This window comes from Salinibacter sp. (assembly GCF_042218895.1).
Taxonomy (GTDB): domain Bacteria; phylum Bacteroidota; class Rhodothermia; order Rhodothermales; family Salinibacteraceae; genus Salinibacter.
The window spans coordinates 1-1,569 of the sequence record NZ_JBDGQQ010000053.1 but is presented as its reverse complement, the minus strand read 5'-3'; the positions used below and the strand labels follow the sequence as shown (position 1 = coordinate 1,569).

Genomic DNA, 1,569 nt, shown 5'->3' with positions numbered 1-1,569 from the left:
CCGTCGCAGATGATCGTCACGACCCGGGCGTCCGGGTGGGCCGCGCTGATCTCCAGCCCCACGGACAGGGCCGCGCCGGCGCTCGGCCCAATGGGCAGTCCATGCTCCTGCGCGGCCGTGCGGGCCTGCTGGTAGGCCGTATCGTCGGGCACGCTGCGCACCTCGTCGATGTAGTCGAACCACATCGTCGGGAGGTCACCGCCCTTCCCGAGACCCTCCACGGTGGTCTCATAGGGGACCGGCTCCGCGTCGTAGAACGCCGTAGAGATGTTGGACTGCTTGGCGTCGACCCCTACAACGGTGATGTCCCGCCCCGTCTGCTCGGCCTGCTCCTTCACGTGACGGGCGCTGCCGCTGAGGAGGCCCCCGGTGCCCATCGCGCTCACGAGATGGGTCATCTCGGCGCCGGCCTGGGCCCAGATTTCCGGACCCGTCCACCGGTAGTGCACGCCCGGGTTGTCCAGATTGTGGTACTGGTCGACCAGAAACGCCCCCTCTTCCTCGGCAAGCCGCCGGGCGACTGCGCGGTAGTGATCCGGATGGTCCGAGTCTACGTCCGGACACGTGTGCACCTCCGCGCCGAAGGCCTTCATGTAGCCGATCTTGTCCGGGCTTGTCCCTTCCGGACACGTGAGCTTGCACGTGAGGCCCAGGCGGTTGGCCACGAGGGACACAGCACCGGCCGTGTTGCCGGAGCTCGCCTCCACGACCGTGTCGTACTCCCCCTTCTGGAGAGCCTCTGTCAGGATGCCCACCGCAATTCGGTCTTTCATCGACCGGGTGGGGTTCTCCGACTCCATCTTACAGAAGAGCCGTCCTCTCTCCACCCCGGGATAGGGGATCATCGGGGTCCCCCCAATCTGGCGCAAAATGGGGTCGTCGGTCGGAAACGGGGAGGGCGGGAGGGTGTCGGGCTGCGCGGAGCGACGCGTCGCGTCGGTGGGCATGAACGGAGACAGGAAGGATCGTTGGGGAGGGCGGGAGTGCGCTGCGAATTGGACCAGTCGGCATCTCAGGTGTTCGCCGCCGAGGCCATCTCCGGGCCGGGACCGGAAAGAACCATCCATTTTCATTGATCCCGGATCGGCGGAGCCACGGGAACCCGGTCCGTTCGGGCGGGAAACGCTTCTCTGAAGCGTCTTCCCCCGGAGAGACTGAGGGTTTTGTAAAGGTGTCGATTGCACGTCCCCTTGCCAAAGAGCGGATCCGTTGCTAGCATGAATCTTGATTTAACTGGCAGGGGAGAGGCCAGCAGACGGCCACAAATGAGAGTCGAGACCCTTCCTCAGCGAATTTGGGCCAAGCTGGAACGTGGGGCGGGCGGAACAGAGCCCTCGATCCCAGGAACGGACACACGAAAAGTAGGCACGATTTTGGCCACCACGAGCCGGGACCGATCATGTGGCAGTATCACCCCATTCTTCTCGTTTTTCAGCTCGGGGCCCTTATTTCCGTGGGGGTGGCTGTGTACTGTGCCCACCGCGTGTGGCGGCACGGCTACAGCCTCGTCGTCGTGAGCGTCGGGCTCCTGGCCTTCTTCAACGCCGTGTACAATACCGCCGCGACGCT

The 1,569-nt window shown here is 64.8% G+C and carries 1 protein-coding gene; it reads right to left on the bottom strand.

Translation table 11 applies throughout. The annotated features are described in order from the left end of the window. A partial coding sequence (locus ABEL04_RS05650) for a PLP-dependent cysteine synthase family protein (protein ID WP_375801411.1) occupies positions 1-947 on the bottom strand: 947 nt, incomplete at its 3' end. Positions 948-1,569 lie beyond the last annotated feature (622 nt).